The 24,604-nt window shown below is 74.3% G+C and carries 22 protein-coding genes; 14 read left to right on the forward strand and 8 right to left on the reverse strand.

What is annotated here, in order from left to right; translation table 11 throughout:
• The first annotated feature begins 169 nt into the window (after nucleotides 1-169).
• The 4 genes from CBP52_RS08165 (at nucleotide 170) to CBP52_RS08180 (ending at nucleotide 5,638) form a co-directional block, all read left to right on the forward strand.
• Entirely contained in the window at nucleotides 170-1,423 is a 1,254-nt protein-coding gene (locus CBP52_RS08165; protein WP_094180536.1) for a sensor histidine kinase, read from the forward strand.
• 18 nt (nucleotides 1,424-1,441) lie between these two features.
• Nucleotides 1,442-2,179: a response regulator transcription factor gene (locus CBP52_RS08170; protein ID WP_094180537.1), complete on the forward strand. Its 738-nt coding sequence runs from the start codon at nucleotides 1,442-1,444 to the stop codon at nucleotides 2,177-2,179.
• Between the two features lie 154 nt (nucleotides 2,180-2,333).
• Entirely contained in the window at nucleotides 2,334-3,125 is a 792-nt protein-coding gene (locus CBP52_RS08175) for an ABC transporter ATP-binding protein (protein WP_094180538.1), read from the forward strand.
• Nucleotides 3,125-5,638, forward strand: coding sequence for an FtsX-like permease family protein (locus CBP52_RS08180; RefSeq protein ID WP_094180539.1), 2,514 nt, complete (start codon nucleotides 3,125-3,127; stop codon nucleotides 5,636-5,638). Before CBP52_RS08175 ends, CBP52_RS08180 begins: the two co-directional genes overlap by 1 nt.
• Nucleotides 5,639-5,668: 30 nt before the next feature.
• On the opposite strand, the gene CBP52_RS08185 is transcribed toward CBP52_RS08180, so the two are convergent.
• A complete protein-coding gene (locus CBP52_RS08185) occupies nucleotides 5,669-6,184 on the reverse strand; it encodes a hypothetical protein (protein WP_232514716.1) in 516 nt (171 codons plus the stop codon).
• 379 nt (nucleotides 6,185-6,563) lie between these two features.
• Here CBP52_RS08185 and CBP52_RS08190 point away from each other — a divergent pair, with 379 nt between their 5' ends.
• Nucleotides 6,564-6,812 (forward strand): WhiB family transcriptional regulator, encoded by a 249-nt coding sequence (locus tag CBP52_RS08190; protein ID WP_013883096.1) that lies wholly within the window; start codon nucleotides 6,564-6,566, stop codon nucleotides 6,810-6,812.
• A 139-nt stretch (nucleotides 6,813-6,951) separates the two neighbouring features.
• Here the strand turns inward: CBP52_RS08190 and CBP52_RS08195 are convergent, their stop codons facing one another.
• A complete protein-coding gene (locus tag CBP52_RS08195; protein ID WP_094180540.1) occupies nucleotides 6,952-8,436 on the reverse strand; it encodes a sensor histidine kinase in 1,485 nt (494 codons plus the stop codon).
• 127 nt (nucleotides 8,437-8,563) lie between these two features.
• On the opposite strand from CBP52_RS08195, the gene CBP52_RS08200 reads away from it, so the two are divergent.
• The 6 genes from CBP52_RS08200 (at nucleotide 8,564) to CBP52_RS08225 (ending at nucleotide 15,387) form a co-directional block, all read left to right on the forward strand.
• Nucleotides 8,564-9,070 carry a DUF2505 domain-containing protein gene (locus CBP52_RS08200; protein ID WP_094180541.1) on the forward strand — a complete coding sequence of 169 codons (507 nt, stop codon included), beginning with the start codon at nucleotides 8,564-8,566 and terminating at the stop codon, nucleotides 9,068-9,070.
• A 380-nt stretch (nucleotides 9,071-9,450) separates the two neighbouring features.
• Nucleotides 9,451-10,767, forward strand: coding sequence for an ABC transporter substrate-binding protein (locus tag CBP52_RS08205; RefSeq protein ID WP_094180542.1), 1,317 nt, complete (start codon nucleotides 9,451-9,453; stop codon nucleotides 10,765-10,767).
• 161 nt (nucleotides 10,768-10,928) lie between these two features.
• On the forward strand, nucleotides 10,929-11,966 hold the full coding sequence (locus CBP52_RS08210) for a carbohydrate ABC transporter permease (protein ID WP_094182259.1): 1,038 nt from the start codon (nucleotides 10,929-10,931) through the stop codon (nucleotides 11,964-11,966).
• Entirely contained in the window at nucleotides 11,963-12,877 is a 915-nt protein-coding gene (locus CBP52_RS08215) for a carbohydrate ABC transporter permease (protein ID WP_094180543.1), read from the forward strand. The genes CBP52_RS08210 and CBP52_RS08215 overlap by 4 nt, the downstream gene beginning before the upstream one ends.
• Before the next feature lie 114 nt (nucleotides 12,878-12,991).
• Nucleotides 12,992-14,041: a LacI family DNA-binding transcriptional regulator gene (locus CBP52_RS08220; protein WP_094180544.1), complete on the forward strand. Its 1,050-nt coding sequence runs from the start codon at nucleotides 12,992-12,994 to the stop codon at nucleotides 14,039-14,041.
• Nucleotides 14,042-14,136: 95 nt separating this feature from the next.
• Nucleotides 14,137-15,387, forward strand: a complete 1,251-nt coding sequence (locus CBP52_RS08225) for a Glu/Leu/Phe/Val dehydrogenase (RefSeq protein WP_094180545.1) — start codon at nucleotides 14,137-14,139, stop codon at nucleotides 15,385-15,387.
• A gap of 32 nt (nucleotides 15,388-15,419) precedes the next feature.
• Here the strand turns inward: CBP52_RS08225 and CBP52_RS08230 are convergent, their stop codons facing one another.
• The 5 genes from CBP52_RS08230 to CBP52_RS08250 form a co-directional block, all read right to left on the reverse strand.
• Complete coding sequence (locus CBP52_RS08230) at nucleotides 15,420-15,842, reverse strand: META domain-containing protein (RefSeq protein WP_094180546.1); 423 nt, start codon at nucleotides 15,840-15,842, stop codon at nucleotides 15,420-15,422.
• Between the two features lie 98 nt (nucleotides 15,843-15,940).
• Entirely contained in the window at nucleotides 15,941-16,639 is a 699-nt protein-coding gene (hemQ, locus tag CBP52_RS08235; RefSeq protein ID WP_341765917.1) for a hydrogen peroxide-dependent heme synthase, read from the reverse strand.
• Between the two features lie 93 nt (nucleotides 16,640-16,732).
• Nucleotides 16,733-17,881, reverse strand: a complete 1,149-nt coding sequence (locus CBP52_RS08240) for a ferrochelatase (protein WP_094180547.1) — start codon at nucleotides 17,879-17,881, stop codon at nucleotides 16,733-16,735.
• Nucleotides 17,882-18,042: 161 nt separating this feature from the next.
• Entirely contained in the window at nucleotides 18,043-18,543 is a 501-nt protein-coding gene (locus tag CBP52_RS08245) for a flavodoxin domain-containing protein (protein WP_094180548.1), read from the reverse strand.
• Nucleotides 18,544-18,677: 134 nt separating this feature from the next.
• A complete protein-coding gene (locus CBP52_RS08250) occupies nucleotides 18,678-19,142 on the reverse strand; it encodes a MarR family winged helix-turn-helix transcriptional regulator (RefSeq protein WP_094182261.1) in 465 nt (154 codons plus the stop codon).
• A gap of 350 nt (nucleotides 19,143-19,492) precedes the next feature.
• On the opposite strand from CBP52_RS08250, the gene CBP52_RS08255 reads away from it, so the two are divergent.
• The 3 genes from CBP52_RS08255 (at nucleotide 19,493) to CBP52_RS08265 (ending at nucleotide 23,731) form a co-directional block, all read left to right on the forward strand.
• On the forward strand, nucleotides 19,493-20,077 hold the full coding sequence (locus tag CBP52_RS08255) for an NYN domain-containing protein (RefSeq protein ID WP_094180549.1): 585 nt from the start codon (nucleotides 19,493-19,495) through the stop codon (nucleotides 20,075-20,077).
• Between the two features lie 193 nt (nucleotides 20,078-20,270).
• Nucleotides 20,271-20,945 (forward strand): hypothetical protein, encoded by a 675-nt coding sequence (locus CBP52_RS08260; RefSeq protein WP_094182262.1) that lies wholly within the window; start codon nucleotides 20,271-20,273, stop codon nucleotides 20,943-20,945.
• A 2-nt stretch (nucleotides 20,946-20,947) separates the two neighbouring features.
• Complete coding sequence (locus tag CBP52_RS08265) at nucleotides 20,948-23,731, forward strand: hypothetical protein (RefSeq protein ID WP_232514717.1); 2,784 nt, start codon at nucleotides 20,948-20,950, stop codon at nucleotides 23,729-23,731.
• Between the two features lie 101 nt (nucleotides 23,732-23,832).
• Here CBP52_RS08265 and CBP52_RS08270 read toward each other — a convergent pair whose 3' ends face one another.
• On the reverse strand, nucleotides 23,833-24,588 hold the full coding sequence (locus CBP52_RS08270) for a sirohydrochlorin chelatase (protein ID WP_094182264.1): 756 nt from the start codon (nucleotides 24,586-24,588) through the stop codon (nucleotides 23,833-23,835).
• Nucleotides 24,589-24,604 lie beyond the last annotated feature (16 nt).

A 24,604-nucleotide genomic window follows, 5' to 3' on the forward strand; every position in this document is an offset into this window, starting at 1 on the left:
CGGGTGTGCGTGCACGCACGTACCCGGCGGTGGCTCGTGCGGCGTCCGACGCGGGCCGCGCCGGACCGCGCGCGGGGTGAGCGAACCGCGACCCACGTCGTAGCGGCCCGCGCGACCGTCCGCCTGCGGGGGTACGACGAGCGTGCGCGCTCCGCCCTAGGCTCGCGGGGTGAGCACGTGGGACCGGCTGCTGCGCTGGGAGGACTCGCACCGGTTCGTCGTCGACGCCGTCGGTGCCGTCCTCTTCTTCGTCGTGGTCAGCCCACTGTCGCTCGTGACCGGCGTCGGCATGGCGCCGTCGTCCGACGCCATGCTCGGCTGGACGCTCCTGCTCGTCGCCCCGCTCGCGTGGCGGCGCGTGCAGCCCGTCGCATCGGCCGGCGCCGTGTACGCCGTGGGCCTGGCGCAGCTCGTCGTCGCCCCCACGGTGCTGCCCGGGGACCTCGCGGTGCTCGTCGCGCTCTACTCGGTCACCGTGCACGGCCCCGTGTGGGCGCACCGCGCGGCGATCGCGTGCGCGCTCGCCGCGGGTGTGCTGCTCCCCCTGCGGCTCGTCGCCGACATGACGGCGCCCGTGGTGACGGTGGCCGCGCTGCTCATCGGCACCAGCTCGCTCACCGTGTGGGCGTTCGGGCTCGTGCGCCGCTCGCGCCGCGAGACGCTCGAGGCGCTCGTCGACCGCGCGGTGCGCCTCGAGAACGAGCGGGACCAGCAGGCGCAGCTCGCCACGCAGGCCGAGCGCGCGCGCATCGCGCGCGAGATGCACGACATCGTCGCGCACTCGCTGTCCGTCGTCATCGCGCAGGCCGACGGCGGCCGCTACGCCGCGGAGTCCGACCCGGGCGCCGCGGGACGCGCGCTCGAGACGATCGCGGAGACCGGCCGCGCCGCGCTCACCGACATGCGCCGCCTGCTCGGCGTGCTGCGCAGCGAGCCCGACGGGCGGCTGCGCGCGACCGCCGACGGCCCGGGGGTCCTGCGCCGGGCACCGCTGACCGAGGTCGCGCCCCAGCCCGGCGAGTCCGACATCCCGCGGCTCGTCGACCAGGTCCGCGCGAGCGGCGCCCAGGTCTCGCTCGTGCGGATGGGCGAGCCGCGCCCGCTGCCGCCCGGCGTGGGGCTCGCGGTGTACCGCATCACGCAGGAGGCCCTCACGAACGTGCTCAAGCACGCGGGGCCGGCACCGCGCGTCACCGTCGTCGTCCAGTGGCGGCCCGACTCGATCGAGCTGGACGTCACCGACGACGGCCGGGGCGCGTCCGCGGGCACGGACGGGCTCGGGCAGGGGCTGCGCGGCATGCACGAGCGCGCCACCATGTTCGGCGGCTCGGTCACCGCGGGTCCGCGGCCCGGCGGCGGCTACCGTGTGCGCGCGCGGCTGCCGTTCCCCGACCGGCCGCGCACCGCGGCACCCGACGCCTGACACCCGAGGAGCACGCCCGTGACCGAGCAGCCGAGCGCCCACCGAAGCGACGTCGTGCGCGTCGCGCTCGTCGACGACCAGCAGCTCGTGCGTGCGGGCTTCCGCATGGTCATCGACTCGCAGCCGGACCTCGAGGTGGTGCTGGAGGCGGGCGACGGCGCCCAGGCCGTCCGGGCGCTCGACCCCGCGGCCCGCACCGCGCTCGGTCGCGTCGACGTGGTGCTCATGGACGTGCGCATGCCGACGATGGACGGGCTCGAGGCGACCGCGCAGATCATCGCGCGCGGCACGGACGCCGACCCGGCACCGCGCGTCATCGTCCTGACGACGTTCGACCTCGACGAGTACGTCATGTCCGCGATCCGCGCGGGCGCGAGCGGGTTCCTGCTCAAGGACGCGCCGCCCGAGGAGATGCTCACCGCGATCCGCACCGTGCACCGCGGCGACGCCGTCATCGCGCCGTCGTCCACCCGCCGGCTCATCGAGCACCTCGTCTCGGCGCTGCCCGAGGCCGTGCCGGACGGCCCGCCGAGCCCCGCGCGCGCGGCCGTCGACGACCTCACCGAGCGCGAGCGCGAGGTCCTGCTGCTCATGGCGCGCGGCCGGTCCAACACCGAGATCGGCCGCGACCTGTTCGTCGCCGAGGCCACCGTCAAGACGCACGTGGGGCGCATCCTCGCCAAGCTCGGCGCACGCGACCGGGTGCAGGCGGTCGTCACCGCGTACGAGGCGGGACTGGTCACGCCCGGCACGTGAGCGCGGGCGCGCCCGACGGCGCACCCACGGTCGCACGCCGGGTCATGCCACGGGATGACCGCGGCACCCCACGTCGAGACCGGGGTCCGACGAGGCGGCCGACGGCCGCTGCCTAGCGTGGTCACGTCCCCACCGGAACGAACCGAGGAGCACCGTGACCTCCATCCCCGCCGCCCCGACGCCCGGGAGCGCGCCCGCCTCGTCGGCGCGTGGCCTGACCAAGACGTACGGCGCGGGTGCCGCCGCCGTGCGCGCCCTCGACGGCGTCGACGTCGACTTCGCCGCGGGTGCGTTCACCGCGATCATGGGCCCCTCGGGTTCCGGCAAGTCGACGCTCATGCACCTGCTCGCGGGGCTCGACCAGGCCACCACCGGCTCGGTACGCCTGGGCGAGACCGAGATCACCTCGCTCGACGACGACTCGCTGACGCGGCTGCGTCGTGACCGCGTCGGGTTCGTGTTCCAGTCGTTCAACCTGCTGCCGATGTTCACCGCGGCGCAGAACGTCACGCTGCCGCTCGAGCTCGCGAGCCGTCGCGTCGACCCGGACTGGTACGACCTGCTGACGGCGACGCTCGGTCTCGGCGACCGCCTGACGCACCGCCCGAGCGAGCTGTCCGGCGGCCAGCAGCAGCGCGTCGCGATCGCGCGCGCGCTCATCACGCGGCCCGACGTCGTGTTCGCCGACGAGCCGACCGGCAACCTCGACTCGCGCTCCGGGGCCGAGGTGCTCTCGTTCCTGCGCCGCTCGGTGCGCGAGCTGGGCCGCACGGTCATCATGGTCACGCACGACCCGACCGCCGCCGCCTACGCCGACCGCGTGGTGCTGCTGGCCGACGGTCGCATCGCGGGCGACATCGCGGACCCGACCCCGGAGTCCGTGCTCGCCGGCCTCGACGCCCTGCGCGCGCTCGAGGCGCCCGTCGCCGACGGTGTGGGTGCCTGATGCTGCGACTCACCCTCGCCCAGATGCGCCGCAGCCTGGGCCGGCTCACCGCGGCCGCGATCGCGACCGCCATCGGCACGGGCTTCGTCGCCGCGACGCTGCTCACCGGTGGCGTCATCACGCGCTCGAGCTATGACGCCGTGACGGCCGAGCTCGCGCAGGCCGACCTCGTCGTCGAGGGCGACGTGGGCGCGATCCACGAGAAGATCCGCTCGACGCCCGGCGTCGTCGCCGCCGACCCGCTGGCCGCGAGCGGCGCCGAGCTCCAGAAGGGCGCGCAGCGCAGCTGGCAGCTGCTCGTCCCCGTGCCGTCGGACCCGCACCTCGGCGCGCTCCGTGTCGAGGAGGGCGTCGCGCCCGCCACGGACGACGAGATCGCGCTCCCCGAGGCCACCGCGAAGCGCCTGCGCGTGGCCGTCGGCGACACGGTCGACGTCCGCTACTGGGTGTGGGACGACGACACGCAGGAGGGCACCGAGAAGGTCGTGCCGGCGACCGTCACCGGCCTGACCAGCGACCCCGAGGGCGCGTGGACGAGGTTCGGCGGCGCGTCGCTCGTGACCCTGGGCGCCCTGCAGACGTGGGGCGACCTCGACGAGGAGTTCGTGTGGGACGAGGGCATGATCGTCCACGCACCGAAGGACACGGCAGCCGTCCAGGTCGCGCTCCAGGCGCTGTCCGACGACGTGCGCGTGCTGACCAAGGACGAGGCGAGCGACGAGCGCATCCGTGAGCTCGCGGACGGCGACAACGTCATCGTCGTGATCGTCCTCGGGTTCGCGGCGGTCGCACTCGTCGTCGCCGCGCTCGTCATCTCGAACACGTTCCAGGTGCTCGTCGCGCAGCGGGCGCGGATGCTCGCGCTGCTGCGCTGCGTGGGCGCCGTCCGCGGCCAGCTGCGGCGCTCCGTGCTGCTCGAGGCGGGCATCCTCGGCGTCGCGTCCTCGGTCGCGGGCGTGGTCCTCGGGACCGTGTTCGCGCAGGTGGCGCTGTCGGTGCTGCGCGGCGTGCAGCAGGAGGTGCCGCTGCCGGAGTACGTGCAGGTCACGCCCGTCGTCGTGATCGTCCCCCTGCTCGTGGGGACGGCCGTCACGCTGCTCGCCGCCCTCGTGCCCGCCCGTGCGGCGACCAAGGTGAGCCCCATCGTCGCGCTGCGCCCCATGGACGCACCGGACGTCGGCTCGCGCGCCGGCAGGCTGCGGCTCGCGTTCGCGCTCGTCCTGACGGTCGGCGGGGCGCTGGCGTTCCCGCTCGCGATCGTCGGTGCGCGGACGCGTTCGGACGACGCCGTGATCTGGCTGGGTCTCGGCATGCTGGGGGGCGCGGTCTCGTTCGTCGGGGTGCTCGTCGGCGCCGTGTTCTGGGTGCCGCGGGTCGTCGACCTCATGGGCCGGGCCCTGGGCCGCAGCGGCGCCGCCGCACGTCTTGCGGCGGTCAACTCGGTGCGCAACCCGCGGCGCACGGCCGCCACCAGCACCGCGCTGCTCATCGGCGTGACGCTGGTCGCGATGATGTCGACGGGTGCCGCGAGCGCCCGGCTCTCGGCCGCGGCGGAGCTCGACGCGCACTACCTCGTGGACATCACGGTGGCGCCCACCGACGGCGACCGGGTGAGCGCCGAGGTGGCGCGGACCGTGGCGGGCGTCGAGGGCATCGAGCGGACCGCGCTCGTGCGCAGCGCGGACGTCACGCTCGGGGACGACCGGTGGATGACGGCATGGGAGGTCACCCCCGAGGCCGCGAAGGTCCTGCGGGACGACCGTGTCCCGGCGGCCCTGCGCGACGGCGCCGTGGTCCTGCCCGTCGACCTGGGATCCTCCTCGACGACGATCCGCGCGGCGCAGGACACGGTCGACGGCGAGCCCACGACGGACGCGCCGACGGTCGACGCCGTCGTGGTCGACAGCCCGCGGACCGGCGACGTCTACCTGACGCCTGCCACGTTCGAGAAGGTGGTCGGGGACCACGCGACGACGAGCGTGTGGGCGATGGTCTCGTCCGACGCCGCCGCCGGCGAGGTGGTCGACTCCGTGCGCAGCGAGCTGTCCTCGCAGTCCGTGTCGATCGAGAGCGCGGCCTCCGAGCGGGCGCAGTACGAGCAGGTGATCAACGCGCTGCTCGCCATCGTCATCGGCCTGCTCGCGGTCGCCGTGGTGATCGCGCTGATCGGCGTGGCGAACACCCTGTCGCTGTCGGTCATCGAGCGGCGACGGGAGTCCGCGATCCTGCGGGCGATCGGCCTGACGCGCGGTCAGCTGCGGCTGTCGCTCGCGACGGAGGGTGCGCTCATCGCGGGCGTCGGTGGCCTGTTCGGGGCGCTGCTCGGCCTGCTGTACGGCTGGGCGGGTGCGGCCATCGCGTTCGAGTCGCTGGGCGAGGCCCGTCTCACGGTGCCGTGGCTCGACCTCGTCGTGATCGTCGCGGTCGCGCTGCTCGCGGGGCTCGCGGCCTCGGTGATCCCGGCACGCTCCGCGGTGCGCACCCGGCCGGTCGCGGCGCTGAGCGTCGAGTGAGCGGCTGAGCCCCGAGCCGGCGTGCGCCGGTCAGCGACGCCCCGCGGTACCCCTCGCGGTACCCGGGGCGTCGTCGTCCCCCGCGCGGCCCGTGGTGGCCGCGACGACGGGAGGCAGCAGCAGGCCCACCCCTACGACGAGCGCGACGGCGAGCACGGCCCATGTCCACGGTGCGGGGTCGGCCCCGACCCATCCGAGGGACAGGACGACGAGCATGATCTGCCACGTCATGACGGGCGAGCGCGCCCAGCGCCGGCCGCGCCACAGCCCGCGCGCCGAGGCGGCCAGCACGAGTGCGACCGCGAGCCCGAACACCACCAGGAACACCGTCGCGGCCGGGCGCACCGACACGCCGCTCACCAGGTCGACGACCCATGCGACCGCGAGACCCACCGCGGCCGCGGCCTCGAGGAGCGTCAGGAGGCAGAGGACCGCGAGCAGCGGCGGGCGGGCGGGTGCGGGATCGGGCTGCCGCGCGGGCGCGGGCGGGCGGCGGCCTCCCTCGCGGGGTCCGGACGGCGTGGTCGGGCGGCGGGACGGGCTCACGCGCCCGAGACTACGGGGCGGTGGGCGGCACGGGTCCGGTGGCCGAGGCGTGCGCCGCCCGCAGTGACGCGGATCGCATACCACACGGACGATCCCAGCCGAACCGGACGACCGCCCAGGAGCCCCACCCGCGATGCCCGAATCGTTCCGAGAGCGGCGTGCCGAGCGGGAACCTGTGTGATGAACGCCTCATCCGTAACTGAGTCGAAACCAACTCGTAACCCCTTGTGCGGAGAGGTGAACGGGTGTGAACCTTGATGCAGCAGGTTTCATCACCCAGCCCCCGGTCAAACCCCCGGTCAAACCCCCCACGACACCGCCATGACGGCGCGCGCCCTCATCCTGGCGCCGTCGCTGTCGTGCGCCCAAGGAGACTTCCATGGATTGGCGCCACCGCGCAGCATGTCTCGACGAGGACCCCGAGCTGTTCTTCCCGATCGGGAACACGGGCCCCGCCCTGCTCCAGATCGAGGAGGCCAAGGCGGTCTGCCGTCGCTGCGACGTCGTCGACACATGCCTCAAGTGGGCCATCGAGACGGGCCAGGACGCCGGCGTGTGGGGCGGGCTCTCGGAGGACGAGCGCCGCGCGCTCAAGCGCCGCACGGCTCGCCAGCGCCGCGCCGGCTGACCGGTCGCCGCACCGGCCGAGCCGGTCCGGGTCGGACGACGCACACGATCTCCCGGAGGGGTCGGCCGCACGCGCGGCCGGCCCCTCCGTCGTCCCTGCCCGGTGAGCCCGCCGAGCGACCCCGACCGGACGCCGGTGCTCAGCCCAGCTGGGCCGCGTCGCGCCCGGTCCGCAGCTCGGCGCACACCTCGACCGCGGTGCCACCCTCGGGGCGGGGCCGCCACTCGATGGTCCCTCGCAGCTCGTTGGTGATGAGCGTCTGGACGATCTGCGTGCCGAGCCCCGAGCCCGCGCCGCGGCCCTCGGGGATGCCCGAGCCGTCGTCGAGCACCGTGACCCGCAGCGCGTCGTCGTCGCGCTCGACGACGATCTCCACGGTGCCCGAGGGGCGCCCGTCGAACCCGTGCTCCACGGCGTTCGTCACGAGCTCGGTGAGCACGAGCGCGAGAGCGGTGGCGTCCTCGGCCGGGACCGAGCCGAACGTGCCCGTGACCGTCGTGCGCACGTGCGCGCCGGCGGACGCCGCGTCCGCCGCGAGCCGCAGGCTGCGCCCGACGAGGTCGTCGAACGGCACGCTCTCGTCGATCGTCTGGGACAGCGAGTCGTGCACCAGCGCGATCGTCGCGACCCGACGCATCGCCTCCGCCAGCGCGTCGCGCGCCTCGGGCGACGTCATGCGGCGCGACTGGAGCCGCAGCAGCGCGGCCACGGTCTGCAGGTTGTTCTTCACGCGGTGGTGGATCTCGCGGATCGTCGCGTCCTTGGTGATGAGCTCGCGCTCGCGCCGGCGCAGCTCGGACACGTCACGGCACAGCAGCACCGCACCGATCCGCTGCCCGCTCTCGGTGAGCGGCACCGCCCGCAGCGACAGCACCACCCCGCCCACCTCGACGTCGGTGCGCCACGGCGCGCGGCCCATGAGCACGAGCGGCATGGACTCGTCGACCGTCGCGCGCTGCTCGGGGATCAGGTCCGCGGTGACCTCGACGAGCGAGCGCCCGACGAGGTCACCCAGCGCGCCGAGCCGGTGGAAGCACGACAGCGCGTTGGGGCTCGCGTAGAGGACCTCACCCTCGGAGTTCAGCCGGACGAGACCGTCCCCCACGCGCGGGGCACCGCGGCGCGGGCCGGTCGGGGCGTCGGGCGCGGGGAACTCGCCGTTGGCGATCATCGCGAAGATGTCGTCGGCCGCCTCGACGTAGTTGAGCTCGAGCCGGCTCGGCGTGCGCGCACCCCCGAGGTTCGTCTGGCGGGCGATCACCGCGATCGCACGGCCGTCGCGCACGACCGGCACGGCCTCCTCGCGGACCGCGTAGGAGCCGAACCAGCGCGGTTCGCGCGAGCGGAGCTGGCGGCGCTCGTCGAGCGAGCGCCGCAGCTGCGGGCGCTGCCCCTCGGGTACGCGCGAGCCGACGACGTCGTCGTAGTGCACCGTGGCACCCGTCGACGGGCGGCACTGCGCGACCGCGACGAAGTCGCCGTCGGTCGTCGGCAGCCAGAGCACCAGGTCGGCGAACGCCAGGTCGGAGGCGACCTGCCAGTCCCCCACGAGCAGGTGCAGCCACTCGAGGTCCGCACCGGACAGGGAGCCGTGACGCTCGACGAGCACGCTCAGGGTCGACACGGCGCCCAGCCTATGCGGCGCGCGGGACACCGGCCGCCAGGCACCGCGGCCTGCGCCGTACGGCTGTGGTGGCGCTCGTTAGGCTCGACGCGCCGCGCCTGCGGCGCGACCGACCAAGGAGACCCCGGTGCGCCTGACCGAGACGATCGTCCTGCCGACCGACCCGCGCGCGGCCGCGCGCCTGCTCGCCGACCCGGCGTTCGCGCGCGAGAAGGTCGTCGCGTCTGGCGCGACGTGCGAGCAGGCGGACGTCACGGGCGAGGTCGCGGGCGACCCGGTCGGTGCGTTCACGGTCACGACGCGGCGCGCGCTGCCCGCCGACCAGATCCCCGCACACCTGCGCGGGTTCGTCGGCGGGCGCATCGAGGTGCGGCAGGTCGAGGCCTGGGAGCGGCCGGACGAGACCGGCGAGCGGGTCGGGACGGTCCTCGTGGAGGTCGCGGGGGCGCCCGTGCGGCTGACCGGGCGGGCGACGCTCGTCGCGCACGGCACGGGCGCCACGGCGGTGCGCTACGACGGAGAGCTGCATGCCTCCGTCCCGCTGTTCGGCGCCGCGATCGAGGACGCGACCGCCCGGGCGATCCGGACGGCACTGGCCGCGGAGGCGGCCGCCGCGGCCGCTCGACTGGCCTGACCGGGCGTCCCGTGCCGGACGCCCGCGCCCGGGTCACCCGAGCGGGTGCGGCGGGGATCCGACGCACTGGTCACGGTACCGCTTCCACGCCGTAACGATTCGGTAACGTGGGAATCGTGGAAGTGCGCTCTGACCTGCGGTAACACTGCCGTGGAATCGCTACCACGCGCATTTCGGACGCCACGCTCCTTGACACCTCGGACCCGTCCGACGAAGGTGTCACCCAGCGCGTGGGAACGCTCCCGCAGACTGCGGAGGGGAGCGCTCCCAGGCGGGGTCTCTCAGACCCACGCCGACGTGGTTCGGAGGCACGTGTCCGGCCGCGGAGGCGACCCCGAGAGGTACGGCATGGCAGCCGTCCGAATGACAAGGGAGTCACAGTGCGCAAGACCACACGGAAGTTCCTGGCCGCCACGGCCGGGGTCGCGAGCATCGCCCTCCTGGCGACGGCGTGCTCGTCCGACGACCCGAAGCCGGCGTCGACGGGTGACGCGACCAAGGACAGCAAGCCGATCACGCTGACCGTCGCGACGTTCAACAACTTCGGCTACACCGACGAGCTCCTCGCCGAGTACACCAAGACGCACCCGAACGTCACGGTCAAGCAGACGGTCGCCGCCAAGGCGGAGGACGCCCGCACCAACCTGACGACCAAGCTCGCCGCCGGTGGCGCGGGCCTGGCGGACGTCGAGGCCATCGAGATCGACTGGCTCCCCGAGCTCGTCCAGTCGTCCGACAAGTTCCTCGACCTGAACTCCGACGAGGTCGAGGGCCGGTGGCTCGAGTTCAAGACCAAGCCGGCCACGGCCGCTGACGGCAAGCTCATCGGCTACGGCACCGACGTCGGCCCCGAGGCCATCTGCTACCGCTCCGACCTGTTCGAGGCGGCCGGCCTGCCGACCGACCCGGCCGAGGTGGCCGAGCTCCTCGGTGGCGACGGCGCCACGTGGGACAAGTACTTCGAGGTCGGCAAGACGTTCGTCGACAAGTCGGAGAGCGCCTGGTTCGACTCGGCCAACGCCATCTACCAGGGCATGGTCAACCAGCTCGAGGCCGCGTACGAGAACACGGACGGCACGCCGATCCCGCTCGCCGAGAACGACCAGGTCAAGGGCCTGTACGAGACCGTCACGGGCGCCCAGGTGCAGGAGCTCTCCGCGCACCTCGGCCAGTGGTCGGAGGACTGGACCGCTGCGTTCCAGAAGAACGGCTTCGCGACGATGCTCTGCCCGGCGTGGATGACCGGTCCGATCGAGCAGAACTCGGGCGGCATCACCGGCTGGAACATCGCTGACGTCTTCCCCGGCGGCGGCGGCAACTGGGGCGGTTCGTACCTGACCGTCCCGGCGGCGGGCGCGAACGCCGAGGCGGCCAAGGAGCTCGCGGCGTGGCTCACCTCGCCCGAGATCCAGATCAAGGCGTTCCTCAACGCGGGCACCTTCCCGAGCCAGACCGAGGCGCTGACCGACCCGGCTCTGACCGGCGCGAAGAACGACTTCTTCAACAACGCGCCGGTCGGCACGATCTTCGGCAACCGCTACAAGGCCATCAAGGTCACGCCGTTCAAGGGCCCGAACTACTTCTCGATCCACCAGACGGTTGGCGACGCCATCACGAAGGTCGACGTCGACAAGTCGGCGGACTCGGCTGCAGCCTGGCAGGGCGCGCTCGACGCGTTCAACGCGCTGGGTCTGTGACCCGGGTCGGGCCGGGCGCTGAGGCGCCCGGCCCGACCAGCCGAGTGTCCGGCTGAGAGAGCCGGCCTTGGATCCGAGCGGCGCCCGGCGGGAGCCCTCGCCCCTGTGGGAGCGGGGCATCCGCCGGGCGCCGTGTCCACTCACGCCGTCATGAGGTGGTCATGTCCGTCCAGTCACCCGTCGAGCCCGAGAGCGATCTCGCGCCCGCACCGCGGCAGCCGCGCCGCGTGGGCTTCTCCCAGACGCTGAGCCGCTGGGACGTCAAGGTCTCGCCCTACCTGTACATCTCGCCGTTCTTCATCCTGTTCTTCGTCACCGGTCTGTTCCCGATCCTGTACACCGGCTACGTCTCGGTGCACAAGTGGCAGCTGCTGCAGGGCCAGGGCGACTTCGTCGGCTTCGACAACTACGTCGACGTGTTCAAGCAGAAGGACTTCTGGCTCTCCCTGCGCAACACGCTGTCGATCTTCGTGATCTCGGCCGTCCCCCAGGTCATCGCCGCGATCCTCATCGCCGCGTTCCTCGACCAGAACCTGCGCGCGAAGACCTTCTGGCGCATGGGCGTCCTCCTCCCCTACGTGGTCGCCCCCGTCGCCGTCGGCCTCATCTTCGGCCGTCTCTTCGCCGACCAGTCCGGCCTCATCAACGCGTGGCTCGGCGCCTTCGGGATGGACCCCGTCCGGTGGCACGTCGACCCGCTCGCAAGCCACATCGCCATCGCGACGATGGTGAACTTCCGCTGGACCGGCTACAACGCGCTGATCTTCCTGGCCGCCATGCAGGCCGTCCCGCGTGAGCTCTACGAGGCCGCGATCATCGACGGCGCCGGACGCGTGCGGAGCTTCTTCTCCGTCACGATCCCCCAGATCCGCGCGACCGTCCTCTTCGTCGTGATCACCTCGACGATCGGTGGCCTGCAGATCTTCGACGAGCCGCGCGTCTTCGACAGCAGCGGCGCCGGCGGCGCCTCGCGTCAGTGGCTCACCACCACCCTGTACCTCTACAACACGGGCTGGAGCGGCCAGTACAACCTCGGCCGCGCGGCCGCGATCGCCTGGCTGCTCTTCCTGCTCATCCTCGTGATCGGTCTCGTCAACTTCGCGCTGACGCAGCGGATCGCCAGCGGCTCGTCCTCCGGGCCGGGCAAGAAGGTGAAGCGGCAGTCCAAGCGCTACGACTCGAACAGGACGTCGGCATGAACTCCATCCCCGCCATCGAGCAGAGTGCCGGCCGGGGTGCCGCACGCGCCGCCGCGCGCCGGTCGAACCGCAAGGTCGGTGGGTACGACCGCCGCCCGCACTTCGTGAACTACGTCCTGCTCGGGATCGTCGTCCTCATCGGCATCCTCCCGATCTACTACACGCTCGTCATCGGGTCCTCCGACCCGGTCGCGATCGCGCAGAAGGCTCTGCCGCAGGTCTTCCCGGACGCGAGCCTGTTCGACAACTTCAAGCGGGTCATCGACGCCGACGCCTTCAGCTTCTGGCAGGCGGTGTGGAACTCGGTCGTCATCGCGGTCGTCGTCTCGGCGTCCACGGTGCTGTTCTCGACACTCGCCGGGTTCGCGTTCGCGAAGCTGCGCTTCCCCGGTCGCCGCGGGCTGCTCGTCTTCGTGATCGCGACGATGGCCATCCCGACGCAGCTCGGCGTCGTCCCGATGTACATCATCATGACGAAGCTCGGCTGGATCGGGCACCTCCAGGCCATCATCGTCCCCGCCCTGGTCGGCGCGTTCGGCGTGTTCTGGATGACGCAGTACCTCGAGGAGGCTCTGCCCTACGAGCTCATCGAGGCCGCCCGTGTCGACGGCGCGTCGATGTTCCGCACGTTCTGGTCCATCGCCCTGCCGGCCGCGCGGCCGGCAGCTGCGATGCTCGCGCTGTTCACGTTCGTCGCCCAGTGGGTCAACTTCTTCTGGCCGTCGATCGTGCTCAACAACCAGAACCCGACGCTGCCGCTCGCCATCCGGCTGCTGCAGCAGAACTACTTCGTCGACTACTCGCTGATCATGGCGGGCGTGTTCCTCATGACGCTCCCGCTGCTCGTCCTGTTCGCCTTCGCCGGCCGCCAGCTGGTGGCGGGCATCATGGCCGGAGCAGTCAAGGGCTGATCCTCCAGGGTCGGGCCGGCGGTGTCGCCGGCCCGACCCGGTGGTCCGCCGGGCCGCCAGGCACCAGGCCCCGGGATCCGGACGACTGCCTGGCACACGAAAGGGAACTGACCGATGGTGGTCGAGAACTCTCCCCTCGCCCTCGCCGGCGACGACCGACCCACCGCTCCGACGCTCGAGCAGGTCGCCGAGCGAGCGGGTGTGTCCCGGTCGACCGCGTCGCGGGCGATCAACGGCGGGCTGCGCGTCTCGCCCGACGCGCTCGCCGCCGTCGAGGCCGCGGTGGCCGAGCTGGGCTACACGCCCAACCGCGCCGCCCGCTCCCTCGTCACGAAGCGCACCGACTCCATCGCGCTCGTGGTACCCGAGCCCGACGAGCGTGTCCTGTCGGACCCGTTCTTCGCCGGCACCCTCAACGGGCTGAGCGCCGCGCTCGCCGACTCCGACATCCAGGTGGTCCTCGTGATCGCCCGCCCCGGCGAGAGCGAGCGCACGGTCCGCTACCTGCGCAACGGTCACGTCGACGGCGCGATCGTCGTGTCGCACCACCGCACCGACGACCTCGACCGCGTGCTGCTCTCGTCGCGTGTGCCCAACGTCTTCGTCGGCCGGCCCCTGTCGGTCGACCCGGACGACGTGCACTACGTCGACACCGACAACGTCGCCGGTGGCGAGCTCGCCGCCCGCCACCTCATCGAGCACGGGACGCGCCGCATCGCGACGATCGCCGGCCCCGAGGACATGTCCGCGGGCGTCGACCGCCTCGCCGGGTGGCGCACCGCGGTGCGCGCGGCGGGTCTGCCCGACGACGCGGTGCTGCACGGCGACTTCACGCTCGCGTCGGGTGCGCGCCTGGCCCGCGAGCTCGTCGAGCGGTTCCCCGACGTGGACGGCGTGTTCATCGCGTCCGACCTCATGGCCGCCGGCGCGCTCGCCGCGTTCGCCGAGCTCGGCAAGGACGTGCCCGGGGACATCAAGGTCGTCGGCTACGACAACATCGGTGTCGCTGCGTCGACGACGCCTCCCCTGACGACCGTGGTGCAACCCGTCGTGTCCATGGCGCGCGCCGCCGGGCAGCGGCTGCTCGCCCAGCTCCACGGCGAGAGCCTGACCCGCGACCCGCTGATCTTCGCCCCCGAGCTGATCGTCCGCGCCTCCGCCTGACGTCCTGCCCCGGCGCCGGCACGGGCCACGGGACGAGCCGTCAGGACGAGCCGGGACGACGGGCCACCAGGACGAGGCCCGGGCCGGATGGCAGAGTGTCGGGCGTGACGTCACCGTTGACCACCGCCCAGGCCCAGCTCGCGTCCGCCGTCGAGATCCTCGGGTACTCCCCGGGTCTGCACGAGATGCTCGCGACCCCACGTCGGGAGATGAACGTGGCGGTCCCGCTGCGCCGCGACACGGGCGAGATCGTGATGTTCCACGGCTACCGCGTGCAGCACAACATCTCGCGGGGCCCGGGCAAGGGCGGGCTGCGCTACGCGGCGTCGGTCGACATCGACGAGGTGCGGGCGCTGGCCATGTGGATGACGTGGAAGTGCGCGGTCGTCGACGTCCCGTACGGCGGCGCCAAGGGCGGGGTGACGATCGAGCCGTCGCAGTACTCGAGCGCGGAGCTCGAGCGCGTCACGCGTCGGTACACCTCGGAGATCATGCCGATCATCGGGCCTGAGCGGGACATCATGGCGTCCGACATCGGCACCGACGAGCAGACCATGGCGTGGGTCATGGACACGTACTCGGTCAACCTCGGCTACACGATCCCGGGTGTGACGACCGGCAAGCCGTTCGCGGTGGGCGGTTCGCTCGGGCGTGCGACCGCGACGGGCCGGGGCGTGGTGCATGCGGCCGAGGCCGCCCTCGCGGAGGACGGGGTGACGTTGTCCGAGGTCACCGCGGCGGTGCAGGGCTTCGGGAAGGTCGGCTCGCACGCCGTGCGCTGGCTCCACGAGGGCGGGGCGCGCGTCGTCGCCGTGACCGACGTGGACGGCGGCACGCGGGCGGACGGCGGGCTGGACGTGCCCGCGCTGCTGGCGCACCGGGCGCAGGGCGGCCGGGTCGCGGACTTCCCGGGCGGGACACCGGTGTCGAACGCCGAGCTCCTCGCCCTGGACGTGGACCTGCTGGTGCCCGCGGCGGTCGAGGGCGTGCTCGACGAGACCACGGCGGCGGGGGTCAAGGCGCGCTGGGTCGTCGAGGGCGCCAACGGGCCGACGACGCCCGAGGGCGACCGCGTGCTCGCGGACCGGGGCATCGTCGTCGTGCCGGACATCCTGGCGAACGCGGGCGGCGTCGTCGTCTCGTACTTCGAGTGGGTGCAGGCGAACCAGGCGTACTGGTGGACCGCCGAGGAGATCGCCGACCGGCTCGCGCTGCGCATGCGGACCGCGTACGACGCGGTCTCCCGCACGGCGCGCGAGCAGTCCCTCTCGCTGCGCGACGCTGCGCTCACGATCGGGGTCCAGCGGGTCGCAGAGGCGCACCAGATCCGCGGCCTCTACCCCTGAGGCCTCTACCCCTGCGGCCCCTGGCCCGGGCGTCAGTCCTCGCGCGTGAGCGTCAGCCGCTCCCCCGTGGCGGCGACGAGCTCGACCCGGGCCGCCGCGCCGTCGTCGGTGGGACCCGCCGGCGCCGCGAGAGGCTCGAGCACCGTGACCGGGCTCCCGTCGGGTGCCCGCAGCTCGAGCGGCTCGTGCAGCAGGCGCAGCAGCTCGGCCTCCTGGTGCATCGCGGCGGTGGGCCCGGCCATGAGCGTCGACGCGACGGGTCCGAACGTGAGCGTGTCCCCGTCGACGGACCACGTCCCCCGCAGCCGGTTGACCCCACCGGTCCCGAAGACCTGCCCGTCGCCCTCGAACGTGAGCGACGCGGTGCGTGGAGGTTCCGACGAGGTCGCGTCGTCGGCAGGTGGCGGGGTGGCCGTGCGGACGTCCACACGCCACCGGCCGACGAGTCGCAGCATGCGTCGATCATGGCACCGGCGCCTCCCCGACGCCGGACGAGCCGCCGGACGAGCCGCCGGACGAGGCGCCGATCGCGCCGATGCCGCCGGTACCGCGGTCAGCCGCGCGGCTGACGCTCCGCCCACGCCTCCAGGGTCGTGCGCGGGCCGGTGTAGAACGGCACCTCCTCGCGCACGTGCAGGCGCGCCTCGGTGTTGCGCAGCTCCCGCATGAGGTCGACGATGCGGTGCAGCTCGGGCGCCTCGAACGCCAGCAGCCACTCGTAGTCGCCGAGCGCGAACGCCGAGACGGTGTTGGCGCGCACGTCGGCGTAGTCACGTGCGGCCTGGCCGTGCTCGACGAGCATGCGCCGCCGGTCGTCCTCGGGCAGGACGTACCAGTCGTAGGACCGCACGAACGGGTAGACGCACAGGTACGCGCCGGGCTCCTCACCCGCGAGGAACGCGGGGACGTGGCTGCGGTTGAACTCGGCGGCCCGGTGCAGGCCCACGACCGACCACACGGGCAGCAGGTGGCGGCCGAGGTCGCTCGCGCGCAGGCGCTGGTACGCGCCCTGCACCTGCTCGACGGTCTCGGCGTGCCACCAGACCATGAGGTCCGCGTCGGCCCGCAGGCCGGCCACGTCGTACCAGCCCCGCACGACGAGCGCGGCGTCCTCGCCGACGGCGGCCTGCGCGTCCGCGATCAGCGCGGCACGCTCGTCGGCGTCGGCGGGCAGCACCTCCTCGAGCGCGAAGACGGACCACATCGTGTAGCGGACGGTGGCGTTGAGGACCTCGTGGTCGACGTCGGTCACGCGGCGTTCCTTTCGTGGGGCGACGAGCGTCCCGGCGGGGACGCGCTCGGCAGTCGGACGACGCCGGCCCGGGGGCCGTGCGCCGGGTGGACCTCAGCGCAGCGGGTCGACCGCGCACGCGGCGGGGCGGCCCGAGTCCACGCCGGCCTGCCGGCGGCAGCACCCGGGCGGGCAGACGCCGTGCCAGGCGGGCAACGTGCCCACGGCGGCGCCGGGCAGCGGCGTCTCGCCCGCGGCCAGGGCACGCTCGGCGGCGGCGCGCTCGAGGATCAGGTCGACCAGGCCGCGCACGAACGGCTCGCGCGTGCCGACGGTGTCCGCCCGCACGGCCGTGAGCCCGAGCGAGTCGGCGGTCTCCAGCGCCTCGGTGTCGAGGTCGTACACGACCTCCATGTGGTCGGAGATGAAGCCGATCGGCGCCAGGACGACGGACTGCACGCCCTGCCCGGCCAGCGCGGTGAGCAGGTCGTTGACGTCGGGCTCGAGCCACGGCTGGCTCGGCGGGCCGGACCGGGAGCAGTACGCGAGGTCCCACTCGAGCGTGCGGCCCAGCCGCTCGCCCACGGCGGCGGCGACGCTCGCGGCGACGTCGAGGTGCTGCGCGGAGTAGGTCGCGCCGCTCACCGCGGACGCCTCCTCCATGGTGTCGGGGATCGAGTGCGTCACGAACACGACGCGCGCGTCCTCGGGCACCTTGCCGAGCGCCTCGGCGACCGCGTCGGTGTTCGCCTCGACGAAGCCCGGGTGGTTGAAGTACGAGCGCAGCTTGTCGAGCCGCAGCGGCTCCTCGTCGTCGAAGCCGAGCTCGTCCTCGAGCTCGTCGAGCGCCGTCCAGAAGTCCTCGCGGTACTGGCGGCAGCCCGAGTACGACGAGTACGCGCTCGTCACGAGCGCGAGGATGCGACGGTGGCCGTCGGCGTGCGCGGCCGCGAGCGCGTCCTTGGTGTAGGGCGTCCAGTTGCGGTTGCCCCACAGGACCGGCAGGTCGATGCCACGCCGCGTGAGCTCGTCGACCAGCGCGCGCTGCAGCGCGAGGTTCTGGCCGTTGATCGGGCTCGCGCCGCCGAAGTGGTGGTAGTGCTCGGCGACCTCGGCCAGGCGCTCGTCGGGGATGCCCTTGCCCGCGGTCACGTTGCGCAGGAACGGCAGCACGTCGTCGGGGCCGTCCGGGCCGCCGAACGAGGCGAGCAGGAGGGCGTCGTAGGGCGCTGCCGGGCTCAGGATGGACTCGTCGTGAGGCACCCGTCGATCATCGCACCGCGCCGCCCGAGCGCCCCGTCGAAGGGTGTGACGGGGGCAGTGAGATCGACCCGACACCGTGTCAGCATCGCCGGGCCGACGGCCCGGGCAGCACGCCGCCCCCGGCCGCTGGACGGTCGGGGGCGGCGGCGGTCGTCGGGCCGCTAGTGCGCCGGCTGCAGCGCCATCGCGTCCGCGAGCCCGTTCGCCCACTCGGCGACGAGCTCGAGGTTGCGGTGGTCGCCGGCGCGCGCCCGCGCACCGGCGATGATCGCGCGCTCCGCGAACGAGAGCGCGGCCATGTCGAGCCGCCCGCGGAAGCTGCGGTGCCCGCGTGCGTGCAGCGCGGCGCCGAGCGCGGAGAGCTCGTGCGGCGAGTTCGCCGCCGCCGCGGGCTGCGTGGCGAGCCCGGACGAGAACAACCAGACGAGCGGCGGCACCCCGCCCGCCTCGACGCGCTCGGCGAACGCGCGCGCCGCGGGCAGCCAGTGCCCCGTGTAGACCGCGGACCCCAGGACGAGCGCGTCGTAGCCCTGGGCGTCGACGACGTCCTCGGGCTCCCGGAGCTCGACCGCGTGGCCCCGGGCGCGCAGCACCTCGGCCACGCGTTCACCGATCCCCCACGTCCCGCCGTGCCGGGACGCCACCGCGACGAGCACCCGCATGCGCACCTCCTGGTCCGTTCCTCCTGCGTGCTGGCCCGTCCATCGTCCGACGAGGAGGCGCGCGGCGGGTGGGCCCTGAGTCCCGAGACGTGCCCGGGCACGGCCCCGGGACGTGCGCGAGGGCGTGAGGCTGCTCACCTGATGGTGGCCTGGCGCTCCCGGAGCCGGTCGGTGAGGCGACGCAGCGTCGCGAGCTCCTCGGCGTCGAGCGCGCCCCCGACGAGCCGGTGGATCTGGTCGACGTGCCGCCGCCCGATCTCGCGCTGCACCCGCACGCCCTCCTCGGTCAGCGTGACGACGACGCCGCGACCGTCGTCGGGCGCGGGCGAGCGGCGCACGAGGCCCTGGTGCTCGAGCCGCTCGACCATGCGGGACAGGCTCGGCTGGGACAGCAGGCTCTGCGCACCGAGCTCGCGCAGGCGCGCGGCGCGACCCTCGCAGCCCGACAGGGTGAACAGCACGTCGTACTCCCGCACCGACAGGTCGCCCCACACGTCCTCGGCCGCGAACCGGCGCATGAGCGCGACCTGCGTCCGGAACAGCGACTCCCAGGCCTGCGCGGCCTCGCGCGGGGTGGCACGGCGCGCGCTCGTCGTCATGCGCGCATCCTCCTCGACCGTCGTCGACACCTCGGGGCAACCTAATCGGTTGGAGCCCTCGTGGCGTGCGGCACGCGCACGCCACGCTGGACGCGGCACGGCCGTCCTGCGCACGAGGCACGGGGTCCGCCCGCGCCGTCGCCCGGCACCACCGGCTGCGCCCACTCTGGCACGCCCCGGCGGTGCCGTCGCGACCGGCGCGGCGCGTCCGACCCGGCGCTCCCCGCGGCGGCCGTCGCGGCCGGTCGATCCCCTCGCCCGCGCCCGCGCGCCGGGCCGTCGCGACCCCCACTCCCGTTCCCTCGGGTCACGACGGCCCGGCGCCCCGCCAGTGCGTCTAGCCTGGGGCGATGAGCACAGCGAGCGACCCGGGCACGTCCGGCACCACGTACGTCGTCGTCGACGGGGAGAACATCGACGCGACGCTGGGGACCGCGATCCTGCAGGCGCGCCCGGCCCCGGACCAGCGGCCGCGCTGGGAGCGGGTGCTCGCGTTCGCGCAGAAGGAGTGGGGCCAGGACGTCAAGGGGCTGTTCTTCCTCAACGCCTCGAGCGGCTCGTTGCCCATGAGCTTCGTGCAGGCGCTCCTCGCCATCGGGTTCCAGCCGATCCCGCTGTCGGGCGAGTCGCACGAGAAGGTCGTCGACATCGGCATCAAGCGCACGCTCGAGGCGATCGCCGGCCGCTCGGGCGACGTCATGCTGGTGAGCCACGACGGCGACTTCGCGGGTGAGCTCGCCACGCTCGTCGAGGACCCCGCGCGCCGGACCGGGCTCATCGCGTTCCGCGAGTTCACCTCCACCGCGCTGTCGGGCCTGATCGGCCAGGGGCTGCAGACGTTCGACCTCGAGCACGACGTCAACGCGTTCAACGTGCAGCTGCCGCGTGTCCGGATCATCCCGCTCGACGAGTTCGACCCGACGCGCTACCTCTGACGGGCGCGACCGGCGGGGACGGCGGCGCCAGGGCCGTCGGTCCCACCCCTGGTCACGGCTCGATAACGGTTACCTGATACTCCCCGGGGATTTACCTAGTACCGGATGGCCACGGTATCCGTGCCCCTGGTAGACACCTCGCGACCGGAGGACGAAGGCGACCTCCGGGCCCTGGCTCACGACGAGGTGGTCGATGAAGCGTTACGTCATGGCGGGGCTCGTCCTCGCCGTCCTCACGACGGTGGTCGTCGGCACGTCCCTCCTGGGCGCCGAGGGTGCACCGGTGGTCCTGCTCGGAGCCGCCCTCGGCGGGGCGCTCGGGCTCGTGCCCGACGGCTCGGTCGCGGCGCGCGCCGTGGGCTTCGTCGCGGGCGCGCTGCTCGCCTGGGTCGGCTACGTCCTGCGCGCGGCCGCGCTGCCCGACTCGGCCGCCGGCCGGGCCGTGGCCGCGCTGGTCGTGCTCGGGATCGGCGTGGTCGTCGTCGCCGCCGCGCGCGGCCGGGTCCCGGCCTGGAGCCCGCTGCTCGGCGTCGCCGCCGTGGCGGGCGCGTACGAGCGCGTCTACGCGGCCGACCCGTCGGCGGTCGCGAGCACGTCGGTCGAGACCGTCACGAGCGTCCTGCTCGCCGCGGCCGTCGGGCTGCTCGCCACCGCGTTCCTCGCCCCGGCGTCCGGCGCCGCGCGCGCAGCGGGCCGCACGGCGACGTCCCGCGGGGCGCACGCCGACGACACCGCGACGCCCGTGCGGGGCGTGCCGGTCGTCGGACCGCGCGACGAGAGCACGTCCACGGCGCACCCCGTCTTCTCGTCGCCCGCGCCGCAGGCCGCGGCTGCCCACCCGTCCTCGCACCCCCAGCCGGAGGCCTGACCGTGCGTCGTCCCCGTCCCGTCGTCGCACTGGCGGCGGTTCCCCTGACCCTGCCCCTGCTGCTGTGCGGCACCGCGGCCGCGGCCGCCGACGACACCGGCGACGTCGTCGTCGCGAACACCGAGACCGTGCAGGCCAGGCTCGACGCGACCGGCGCGCTGCGCGAGGCCCGCGTGTACGAGCAGCTCGCGCTCAGCGGGCGCGGCACCGCGCACATCGCCAACCCCGTCTCGACGAGCGGTCTGCGCAACCTCGACGGCTTCTCGTCGTACTCCGTCTCCGACGGTCGCATGGTCGTCGACGTGGACGTCGACGGCGAGCGCCGGTTGCGCACCGTGAGCGACTACGACGCGGACCTGCCGATCGGCGTCGAGGTGCACTACACGCTCGACGGCGAGAAGGTCACGCCGGGAGACGTCGTCGGACGCTCGGGCCTGCTCGAGGTCCGCTACACGGTCACCAACCTCACGACACGCGAGGACGAGGTGACGTACGACGACGGGCGCGGCGGCACCGCGACGACGACCGCGACGACCGTCGTGCCGATGATCGGCCAGCTCGTCACCGTGCTGCCCCCGTCCTTCACGGCGGTCGAGTCCGCCGAGGCCGGGATCGCGGGCGACGGGCGCGGCGGCACGCGCCTGCAGTTCCAGATGACGCTGTTCCCGCCGATCGGCTCGCCGACGGCCGAGTTCGGGTACAGCGCGCGCATCTCGCGCGGGGTCGTCCCCGCGGCGACGCTCACGTCGATGCCCGTCTCGCCGCTCGACTACCCCTCGTTCAAGGGTGGCTCGGAGAGCTACGCGTCGGGCGCGCAGTCCGGCGTCGACCTCACGTCCGGCGCGATCCAGATCGACGACAACCTGCAGCGCCTGCACGACGGCGCGGCGGAGCTGCTCGCCGGGATCGTCCAGCTGCGCGACGGTGCGGGCACGCTGCGCGACGGGCTGGTCGGCCAGGCCGCACCCGGCGCCGAGCAGCTCGCGACGGGCCTGACCGGCTCGGCGGCGCCCGGCGCGCGCACGCTGGCCGACGGCCTCAACGACCAGATCCTGCCGGGGGCCAAGGACCTCAGCTCGGGGCTCGGCGGACGCCTCGTGCCGGGCATGTCCGACCTCCACGAGGGGCTCGCGGACCAGCTCGCCCCGGGAGCCGCGCAGCTCGCCGCGGGCCTGAACGACCAGCTCGCGCCCGGTGCCACCGAGCTCGCGGAGGGTCTGACCGACTCCGCGGCGCCGGGTGCCGCGGCGCTGGCGGCCGGGCTCAACGACTCGGCCGCGCCGGGCGCCAAGCGCGTCGCGGCCGGTGCCGCCGCGCTCGACGCGGGCCTCGCCACGGCGCTCACCAAGGCGCCCGCGCTCGTCGCCGGCCTCACGCAGGTCGACGACGGCCTGGCGAAGGTCGAGGCGGGCCTCGAGACGCTCGCCACGCAGATCGGCACGCTGCCCGCCCAGGCGCAGCCGCTGCACGACGCGGTGACGTCGATGCGCGCGGGGATCGGCACCACGGCACCCCCGGCGGCGGGTCAGCGACCGAGCCTGATGTACGCCGTCAACGCCCTGCGCACGCAGCTCGCGGCGGCGTCCAGCACGGCCACGGGCACCGTCGGGTCGATCCAGGACCTCGAGGCCGCGGTGACCGACCCGGCGACGGGGCTCGAGGCCTTCACGGCGATGCTGCCCGCCGGCGCGCAGGCGTCGTACACGGCGCTCCTCGGAGGCATCGCCGACGGTCTGGGCCAGCTCGAGACCGGCATGACCGGCTCGGCGACCCAGCTCGGCACGGCGTCCTCGACGCTCGCGCTCGTGCAGTGCGGGCTGTCCGCCGCGTCCCTCCCGGGCGTGTGCGACCCGGCCCGCCCCGGCCTGCTCGAGGGCCTCGCCGGTGTCGACGCGGGACTCACGACGCTCACCGACGGTGTGGTCGCGCGGGTCCAGGGCGGCGTGGGCACCGCGACGGACACGCCGGACGACGAGACGCTGCGCGGCGGCGTGAACGGCCTGCAGGCAGGCGTCGGCCTGCTCCAGGACGGCGGCGACGGACTCGTCACCGGGCTCGGCGAGCTCGGTGCGGGCGCGTCGCAGCTCAGCACCGGCGCGGGTGAGCTGTCCGCCGGCATCACCAGCGCCGCGCGCGGGTCCCGCACGCTGTCCACAGGCATCGCGGGCGCCGCGACCGGGGCGGGCCGCCTCGCCGAGGGGCTCGACACCGCCGCGACCGGCTCCCGGACCCTGTCGACCGGGCTCGCCACCGCGGGCACCGGCTCGCAGCGTCTGCTCGACGGCCTGCGCTCCGCGGCGGCCGGCTCGAGCCGGCTGACGGCGGGCATCGGGACCGCGGCGGAGGGTTCGAGCGACCTGGCGGTCGGCATCGGGACGGCCGCGGCCGGCTCGCGCGACCTCGCGGCCGGCCTGCGGGACGCCGCCGACGGGTCGCAGCAGCTCGCGGACGGTCTCGGCAGCGCCGCCGACGGCGCCCCGCAGCTCGTCGACGGCACCCAGCGCCTGTCCGACGAGGGCACGTCGCAGCTCGTCGAGTCGGGCGCGGGCACCGCAGCCCGGTTCGGCACGGGGTACGCGGTCCTCGCCGCGGGCGCCGAGCGCGCCGCGACCGAGGGCATGGCGTTCGGTGCACCCGAGGGGGCGACGGGGACCACGGCCTACTCGCTCGAGATCGCCGGGGTCGACGGCGGCAACGCGACGAACGTCGGCAAGGGTGTCGCCGCGCTCGCGCTGTTCGCAGCGGCCGGCGTGATCGGCACGGTCGTGCGGCGTCGCACCGCCTGACGGCGTCGCGCGGACGCGCCCCCGGGGAGCCGCGGCTCGCCGGGGGCGCGTCGTCGTGCCAGGGGGTGCCGGGCCGACCGCGCCCGGGACCCGTCGACGGCTCAACCCGCCGCCAGCGCCTCCTCGAACCGGCGCAGGGCCAGATGCGCCAGGCGCGGGTCAGGCGCGAGGGGCGCCGCGACCACGTCCGCACCCGCCTCGCGCACCCGGTCCAGGAAGAACCCGGGCGCGAGCAGGTACGACGCGACGACGACCCGCCGGTCCGACGCCGCGCGGACGATCTCGACCGCCTCGGGCACGCGTGGGCTCGCACCCGCGCCGTACCCGACGACCAGCCCTCCCCCGCGCTCGTCGGGCGGCCCGACGTGCCGGCCCAGGGCAGCCGCGAGCCGGTCGGCGGTCGCCCGGACCGCCAGCGCCGCGGCCGGGTCCGTCGAGCCCGCCGCAGCGAGCACGACCGCGTCGTCGGGCCCCAGACCCGCCTCCTCGAGACGGTCGACCAGGATCTCCACGAGCGTGGCGTCCGGCCCGAGCGGCGCGGCCGCGCACGCGTCCGGCACGTCGACCGCCGCCTGGACGTCGACCTTGACGTGGAAGCCCACCGAGAGCAGCAGCGGGACGACGACGGCCTGCGCGCCACCCGCGACCGCGTCCGCCACGACATCGGCGACCTCGGGCGACTGCACGTCGACGAACGCCTCGCGCACGTCGAGGTCGCTGCGCAGCGCGGCGACCCCCGCGAGGATCGACCGGATCGCGGCACGGCCGTCGTGGTCGTCGGTGCCGTGCGAGCAGCCGACCAGGACGAGCGGCTTCGTCGGGCGTCGCGGGGCGCTCGCGTCGCGCGCCGCGCGCACCGCGGCGGTCTCCGGG

This window comes from Cellulomonas sp. PSBB021, from assembly GCF_002240455.1.
Lineage (GTDB): Bacteria > Actinomycetota > Actinomycetes > Actinomycetales > Cellulomonadaceae > Cellulomonas > Cellulomonas uda.